General features: G+C 33.7%; 1 protein-coding gene. It reads right to left on the reverse strand.

The features are described 5' to 3' along the window. Nucleotides 1–1,274, reverse strand: a 1,274-nt coding sequence (gene rlmD, locus ACVC2P_RS21195) for a 23S rRNA (uracil(1939)-C(5))-methyltransferase RlmD (protein ID WP_452600434.1), incomplete at both ends; no start/stop codon positions are given.

Consider the following 1,274-nt stretch of genomic DNA (forward strand, 5'->3'; position numbering starts at 1 on the left):
GTTCTCGACGTGATGAGTTTGCGGGAACATATCTACCGCTTGTGTTTTAGTTACTTTGTATGTCGCATCCATTAAAGCTAAATCTCTAGCCTGTGTAGCACTATTACAGCTTACATATACTATTTTTTTAGGAGCAACATTTAATATTTGCTGTACAACGTCTTTGTGCATTCCATCTCTTGGAGGGTCTGTAATAATAACATCTGGCTGCCCATGTGTATTAATAAACTCTTGGTTGAATACGTTTTTCATATCCCCAACGTAAAAATCTACATTATCAATACCATTTAATAGGGCATTTTCTTTAGCAGCAGTAATTGCATCTGGTACAGATTCTACACCAACCACTTTTTTTGCATTTTTAGATACAAATTGCGCAATAGTACCCGTTCCTGTATATAAATCATAAACCAATTCGTCTCCTGTTAAACCTGCACAGTCACGTGTTAGTTTATAAAGTTCATAGGCTTGCTCAGAATTGGTTTGGTAAAACGATTTAGCATTAATTTTAAACTTTAAACCTTCCATTTCTTCAAAAATATGGTCTTGTCCTTTATAACAAATTACATCTTGATCGTAAATAGTATCATTTGCTTTGCTATTTATAACATACTGTAAAGAAGTAATTTCAGGAAAAGTATTGGCAAGAAAATCTAATAACAGTTCACGTTTGACTTTGTCTTCCTTAAAAAACTGAATCATGACCATAATATCTCCAGTAGAAGCAGTTCTAATCATCATAGTACGTAATAATCCTGTTTGATTACGCGTATTAAAAAACTCTAATTCGTTTTTAATAGCAAATTCCTTAACCGCATTACGTATAGCGTTAGACGGGTCTGCTTGCAAATGACATGTTTTTATATCTAGTATTTTATCCCACATTCCAGGAATATGAAATCCTAAAGCATTTCTATCACCTAAATCTTCATCAGACTGCACTTCTTCTATAGTTAACCAGCGAGAGTCACTAAAAGAAAATTCCATTTTATTTCTATAAAAATATTGCGCTTTAGAACCTAAAATTGGGGTAACTTCTGGTAATTCTATATGTCCAATTCTAGTTAAATTATTAGTAACCTCTTTTTCTTTATAAAACAATTGGTGCTCGTAGCCCATGTCTTGCCATTTACAACCTCCACATGTTCCAAAATGTTCGCAAGCAGGAGTTACACGCTTATCTGATAATTTATGAAAAGCAATCGCTTTACCTTCATAATACGCTTTACGCTTTTTAAACGTTTGTACATCTACAACATCGCCAGGTACAGCAT

Source organism: Pontimicrobium sp. MEBiC01747 (genome assembly GCF_053601635.1).